Source organism: Catonella sp. (assembly GCF_057250765.1).
The window spans coordinates 260765-267545 of sequence record NZ_DBHIEC010000001.1 but is presented as its reverse complement, the minus strand read 5'-3'; the positions used below and the strand labels follow the sequence as shown (position 1 = coordinate 267545).

Genomic DNA, 6781 nt, shown 5'->3' with positions numbered 1-6781 from the left:
CGGAGCGAAGCGGATGCCGGAGCGAGTCTGAAATGTTATCATTCGGAGCGTCACTATTCACTATGGGATATCCTGCGGAAGAGGGTAAGCAGCAGGATCGCTTTGATGAGGCAAGAATACACTATGTTTTCTGATAATGCCCTTAGTGCTTTCACACTTATTTCGGTCGCAAATTCGGTCGTAAAATTTTACGATTGAAATTGCAAATGAATTCGGTTAAATCATAAAAGGAAAAAACATAAATTTACAATAAAATGTATATTCAGATAATGATAACATTAGCATAGTTATATTATATATACGAGCTTAAAAATATCGGATATTTTCAGCTTGATAATGCAGGAGATTAAGCTGGTATAAATATGGAGGTAGGGTTTTTGGTAAATTGGAAGGATATTACTAAAATTGATGCACACATTCATCTGATGCCTGAAGATGTGATTCAAGCCAATTCGGGACATGGCTATGTATTTATAGACTATGGCAGTGTAGATGACTATAAAAAGATAATGGAGCAATATAATATTGAAATGGCTATTGTCATGCCATTTAATGATCCTTATATGCTCTCCATGGATTTTAAGGTTGAAACTGTTCATTCCAATATGCTTGCTATGGTACAGAAGATGCCTTTGAAACTGCGTTGTTTCGCAGATGTTGACATTAGAAAAAATATCAATGAAACAATAAATGAATTAGATAAGGTGATAGCTAGGGATGAATTCATAGGAATAAAACTTCATCCCAGTAATGCAGGATATCCCATAGATGGATGCTATTATGAAAAAATAATTGAATATGCAAGCAAAAAAGATATTTTAGTTGAAATTCATTCTTACCCTAAGGAACATTTACAGGATGATGTATGTTCTCCAAGCCGGATTAAAAATGTATTAAAGAAATACCCTAATGTAAGGCTGTCAATTGCTCATCTGGGAGGATTTCAAGTGGAAGACTTGTATGGTCTTAATGCATATTTTAATTTTTCCGCAATCCTGCCTGATTATGTAAATAGATTTGGAATAAAGAGGACAAATGAGATACTGCGCTTGATAGGTGTGGATAAACTGGTTTTTGCAACGGATTTCCCGGATAGCAGATGCTTAAAACCAAAGGAAATCTATGATAAATATTTTGAAATACTTAATGAAATGGACTTTTCTCTGGAAGAAGCTGAGAATATATGTAGAAACAATGCCTTGAAGATGATTGATAAAATATAAATATATGAGTAGAAAGAATAAATTGGTAACAGAGTGAAAGAGGGCTATGTATATGAAAGAGATTATGCTTAAAAGATTGAAACCTTTAATTATTCAATTGATTATTTTTGGAATAACATACTCCATATCCTTTGTGCTTAGAGACCGGTACTTTTTTGGTTGGCTCATACACAATAACTTTGCCTATATATGGGTTGTAATGATTATACTTACAATGTTTGGCAAGTACTTATATTCATATGCAATAGCAATTGGAAATATAATTGGTATACTTTTAGGGCAGGTTTTGGGAGAATATATCCTAAAGCTATCTAGAGCAAAGATAGCCATTGAAACGAATGTTGATAAGATACGAGTTCTTGAAAATAGCTACTATCATGTATTTATTTGGCTTAGTTTTATTATCTTTGTCATCGTACTTGTATTTATAAATAAGTTGATAAGTAAGAGGTTAAATAGATAAAAGAAAAATCATGGAGCCTTTTTAGCCCCATGATTTTGTTGTTCTGGTATTATGCTAAAGTACTTCTTAACATCCAAAGAATCTTTGCGTAGTCCTCAAGGAAGCCATCCATCTTTGCACTTACAAGCGTGTCATTTTCATCATCAGCCTTTTCCTTGAGAAGTCTAGCACTTGCGTGAAGTGTCTCAAAGTCAGCGAGAACGTCGCTAAATACAGCGTGCATATCCTGAACGAAATCTCCGGCAGGATCCTTGATTGTAGCTAACTCAGCAAAGCCCTTCATTGTAGAAACAGGCTTTTTCCCATCCATAAGCATAAGCTCTGCAAGTTCGTCTATCTGTCCGTTAACAAAATTATAATACTCTTCAAGTTTAGCGTGTGACTGAAAGAAAGTCTTTCCCTGCACATACCAATGATAACTCTGTAATTTGTGATAAAAATGTACAAGGTTTGATAAGTAAATATTCATTGTTCTTTCCATAATAAAACTCTCCTTTCGATTTGTAATTGTTTACTGCTTCATGCTAACACAATCGTAATAGTATTTAAAGACTGATGACGATTTAAAAATAGCAAAAAATAATGATAATTATTATCAATAATTTGTGCAAAATTTTTGACTAATATTTTATAGACTTATCGTATTAAAAATAAAATGATAATCATGCGATTTTGTGGTATACTTAATCCTTGTAAGGTTCGCGTGAAACAAAGATTTAGAAGTCACATATCAAAGGTATTAAAAATTATTGAAAGCCACATTAACTATAGAGTTTAATCGTATGTAAAAAAATGAGGAGACATTTAATGAGCCAGGAATACGAATTTGTCAGATACAGTCGTTTGCACCACATAAAGGTATTTTTAAATGAAATAAAATATAGAAATTATCACACGCATAATGCATTTGAACTCCTTTTTGTACTTGACGGTGAGGGTAGGCTATCTCTTCAAACAGGATCTATAGAGCTAAGAAAAGGTTCGATTGTACTTATAAATCCTTACGAGCCTCACGAAATACAGGCTGCTGAGGGAGCTGTGCTTGGACTGTTTTTGCAGGTTTCAAGGCATTTTTGCAGAGATTACTTCCCTTATTTTTCAAGTATAACCTTCGCAAATAAGCCATTTTCAAATGATACAAAGCTTATTAAAGAAAAAATGCTGGAAATAGCACTCTGCTATCTTGAGGCCAAGCCACTTTTTGAAATGGAACTGGTTTCGCTTGTAAGCGGCTTTCTATGCGGACTTACGAAGGAATTTGATTTTTGCATTATGGATGAACATAACCATTCAATCAGAGAAAAGCGGATTCAAAGAATGAAAAGAATAACCGCCTATATAAATGACCATTACACCGAGCCTATCAGACTTGCTGAAATAGCGGAGATGGAGCAGCTTACAACTACTCATATTTCACATTTATTCAAGGATTACTACGGCATTTCTTTTCAGGATTATCTGAACAATCTTCGTTTTGAAAAGGCAATGACCATGATACTTAATACAAGGCTTTCACAGACTGAGATAGCCATTGCGGGAGGGTTTTCAGATGCAAAATATCTTTCGGGGATAATCAGGAAAAGACTGGGCTGCAGCCTATCAGAGTATAGAAGTAAAATGGCATCTAACGATGGTTTAATCAGTGAGAATGACGCTAAGAACCTGCTTGAATACAAGTACACTGATGAAGAGGGAATAAAAATGTTGAAGAAATTGGGCTTAATCTAGTCCAATTTTCTTCTTGACATTTTTGCATTATGTAATATAATACAATTAAGACATATAATTCACTAGTGAATAAGATTGAAAGGAGGAGAAATGAGGCTAATATTTGATTTTGAAAGTAAAACCCCGATTTATCAGCAGCTAAGAGACCAAATCGTTGTAGGGATAGCTGAGGGGAGGCTTACTCCCGGTGAAAAGCTTCCTACAATCAGAGCTCTTGCAGATGAAAGCGGTATCAACATGATGACTGTGAGCAAGGCTTATCAACTGCTAAACAATGAAGGCTATATAGTAACTGACAGGAGGAAGGGAACGCTTATAAGTAACAAGATTAAGACTGACCCTGTAGGAGAGAAAAAGCTTAAAGAATTAAGAGTAATCATTTCAGAGCTCCAGCTTTCTGGGCTTTCCCTTGATGAAGTGCTTACCCTTTGTACAGAATACTATAAGGAGGGATTGTAATGTTATTTAACATACTTATGTGGGCAAGTATATTTTGGATTGCGCCGTTTTTAGGATATATAATGACAAATAATGCAAAGTTCAAGAAAAACATTGCTGTTGGCGTAACCTTTATGGAAGAAGGAAAGAGGGATGAAGAGATCATTTCAAGGCTTAATAGATATAAAAAACAGGTTAAAATGATTACAGTAGTATTATTGCTTGCAGTAATTCCCGGGGTGTTTGTATCCAAATTTTGGATGCTGCTTACCTATTACCTTGTGTGGACAGATGTAACCATATTCATATATGCCATACCGTTTTACCTTTGCAACAAAGACTTAAAAGCGATTAAAAAGAGTAGGGGCTGGGTACAGCACCAAGGAGAAAAAGTTGAGATAGATATGGAAAACATACCTAATTTCAAGGAGATATCACCTTTGCTTTTCATCATCCCTTGCATTGTAAGCCTCCTGCCTCTTGTTTGGGATAGAACTTTTTATGTGCTTTATATAACCTCAGCGGCATCGGTACTTGTATTTTGGTTTTCATACCGATATTTTTACAGAAACCGCTCAGAAAGAGTAAATGAAGAGAGGGATTTGACAAGAGTGCTGACTCAGATAAGGCATTATAACTGGTCTAAGATATGGATAGTCGCATCTTGGCTGACCATACCACTTAGCTTTTCGGGACTATTATTTATAAGTCATCCGGCTTTAGCTTTGACACTCATATTCCTTGTCACAGCGGTAATTTGTGTGGAAGCTGTGGCCATTGAGGTTAAGCTTAGAAAGATGCAGGAGAGGCTTACAAGGGGAAGTGGTGTAGGAGCTATAGTAGATGAGGATGATAAGTGGATTGGAGGCATGATTTACTACAACCCCAATGACAGCAGGCTCATCGTAAATGAGAGAGTGGGCATGAATACTACTCTTAACTTAGCCCGTACTTCAGGCAAGGTAATTACACTGTTCTTTCTAATTCTATTATTGGCGTTGCCTTTTACAGGCCCTGCAATGAATGTATATTACAAACAGCCGATTAAGATAGAGGTAACAAAGGATGAAGTAGAAGCTAGACAAGGCATTACCAACTACCACATCAAACTCTCTGACATCAAGAATGTTGAGCTAATAAATGAGCTTTCGGATGATTTGGTAAGGGTAAATGGAACTTCATTTGACGACTTATTAAAGGGAGATTTTAGAGATGATAATGAGAATCTCGTACTCCTGCTCAGACCTGAAAGTAAGCCATTTATAAGGATAACCGACAAAAATGGAAAGATATTTGTATTTAGTTTTAGAGGGGATGTTAAGGGGAAATTTGAGGAGATAAGGAAATCCCTTAAGTAGACTCTAATTCCTTTGAAATGAACCATATTGATTAATAAAAAAGCTGAATAACCGTTGCACTTACGGTATGTTCAGCTTTTTACATGGAGAAAAAGTTTTGGCTAAATTTAGTCACTGTCCGTTTGACACCAGGACACCTATCTTAAAACTAAACAACTCAAAAACATAATGTAATATATACTTGACATTATGACAATAATATATTATAATATGCAATATAGAGGTGAGTATATGAAGAATAAAAGAATGAAGATTGCACGAATCGAAAATGATATGAAACAGGAAGACTTGGCAAAGTCGGTTGGTGTCACAAGGCAGACAATAGGGCTTATTGAGGCAGGAGACTATAATCCGACATTGAATCTATGCATAGCCATTTGCAAGGTGCTTGGCAAAACACTTGACGAATTATTTTGGGAGGGGCAAAATGAATAATAATATTAATGATGAGCGCATTTTATCTGAAAGAAGAAGGATACAGAGCAGAGGCTATACATATATTATTTATGCTTTGGTATTATCTATAGTGATTAAAATGGTCTTTATGGATGCAAGCTTTGAAATGTATGCATCCGAGTTGATTATTTTAATTGGAAGCGGGCTCTATATGATTATTGCCAATTATTTAAAAGGCATCAATATATGGTCAATTAATCCAAATGACGGCACAAACAGATATACTAAAAATCTCATCATTGCATCGGTAATATCTATTATACTAAATGATAATCTGAAAAAGTATACTGGGATTGGAATTACAGATTCAAAAATGACTGCAATAGTTTATTCAGTGAGCTGGATAACGATATTTTCAGTTATATCGATAGTCATGTATTACCTGAATAAGAAAAAACAGGAAAAGATAGATAGGCAGTTAGATGATGAAGAGTAAAAGTATCGGAAGATAAATGATAAAACTTAAGATAAGCATTTATAGTTTGAAATAAAAAGATAATATGAAAAAAATATATAAATAGTGTATAATAACTTATAAATGATAAACTGATAAACGATTTTAAGGAGCATCTTAGAAATGAGCAAAAAATCAGAGATTATTTTTATGCAAACAAGATTGATTAGACTGGCTGCACAAGAATGGAAATTATCAATTGAGAAAGTTATTGATATATTTAAAAAAGCCGAAGTATTAGGCTATATTGAAGATGGTTATGGAATTTTTCACTGTGAAGGTGATGGGGCAGTTTTGGAAGATGTATCAGAGTTTGTCAGAAGAAAGGGGATACAGGTAAATGCTTGATTTATCAGATGGATTACTTTTGTATCAAACAATTACTACCAAATAAACTTAAGAACCAATATTGTTTTAAAACTGATAAAGCATTGAAGTGTATAAAGCATATAGGAAGTGAGAAAATATGTCTGAAACGATGATTAGTAGAGATAGACAGGAGTACACAATTGATTTACTTATAACTATGGTTGTAGAAGAAATCTCTGAAGATACAGGCCGTGACCCTAAAGAAATATTGCTTGATTTTCTATTGTCAAAGACTGGAAGGGCATTGTATGATAGCAATTCAAAACTTTGGTGTAATGGTCCGTCATATATT

10 protein-coding genes are annotated in these 6781 nt (G+C 34.6%); 9 read left to right on the top strand and 1 reads right to left on the bottom strand.

The genetic code is table 11. The features are described from left to right. Positions 1-377 precede the first annotated feature (377 nt). Both ACO6HM_RS01190 and ACO6HM_RS01185 read left to right on the top strand, forming a co-directional pair. Positions 378-1223, top strand: coding sequence for an amidohydrolase family protein (locus ACO6HM_RS01190; protein WP_485389376.1), 846 nt, complete (start codon positions 378-380; stop codon positions 1221-1223). A 52-nt stretch (positions 1224-1275) separates the two neighbouring features. Beyond that, positions 1276-1686: a hypothetical protein gene (locus tag ACO6HM_RS01185; RefSeq protein WP_485389375.1), complete on the top strand. Its 411-nt coding sequence runs from the start codon at positions 1276-1278 to the stop codon at positions 1684-1686. 49 nt (positions 1687-1735) lie between these two features. On the opposite strand, the gene ACO6HM_RS01180 is transcribed toward ACO6HM_RS01185, so the two are convergent. Further along, positions 1736-2167 (bottom strand): Dps family protein, encoded by a 432-nt coding sequence (locus tag ACO6HM_RS01180; RefSeq protein WP_208429691.1) that lies wholly within the window; start codon positions 2165-2167, stop codon positions 1736-1738. Positions 2168-2493: 326 nt separating this feature from the next. Between ACO6HM_RS01180 and ACO6HM_RS01175 the strand changes: the two genes are divergently transcribed. The 7 genes from ACO6HM_RS01175 to ACO6HM_RS01145 form a co-directional block, all read left to right on the top strand. Next, a complete protein-coding gene (locus tag ACO6HM_RS01175; RefSeq protein ID WP_485389374.1) occupies positions 2494-3414 on the top strand; it encodes an AraC family transcriptional regulator in 921 nt (306 codons plus the stop codon). Between the two features lie 90 nt (positions 3415-3504). Next, positions 3505-3873: a GntR family transcriptional regulator gene (locus tag ACO6HM_RS01170; RefSeq protein WP_485389373.1), complete on the top strand. Its 369-nt coding sequence runs from the start codon at positions 3505-3507 to the stop codon at positions 3871-3873. Further along, positions 3873-5210, top strand: a complete 1338-nt coding sequence (locus tag ACO6HM_RS01165) for a hypothetical protein (protein ID WP_485389372.1) — start codon at positions 3873-3875, stop codon at positions 5208-5210. The genes ACO6HM_RS01170 and ACO6HM_RS01165 overlap by 1 nt, the downstream gene beginning before the upstream one ends. Positions 5211-5441: 231 nt before the next feature. After that, on the top strand, positions 5442-5645 hold the full coding sequence (locus ACO6HM_RS01160; protein WP_208429687.1) for a helix-turn-helix transcriptional regulator: 204 nt from the start codon (positions 5442-5444) through the stop codon (positions 5643-5645). Next, a complete protein-coding gene (locus tag ACO6HM_RS01155; RefSeq protein WP_485389371.1) occupies positions 5638-6102 on the top strand; it encodes a DUF6773 family protein in 465 nt (154 codons plus the stop codon). Before ACO6HM_RS01160 ends, ACO6HM_RS01155 begins: the two co-directional genes overlap by 8 nt. A 141-nt stretch (positions 6103-6243) precedes the next feature. Continuing rightward, complete coding sequence (locus ACO6HM_RS01150) at positions 6244-6468, top strand: DUF3791 domain-containing protein (RefSeq protein WP_485389370.1); 225 nt, start codon at positions 6244-6246, stop codon at positions 6466-6468. Between the two features lie 118 nt (positions 6469-6586). After that, positions 6587-6781: hypothetical protein (locus ACO6HM_RS01145; protein WP_485389369.1), on the top strand; the 195-nt coding region annotated here is incomplete at its 3' end.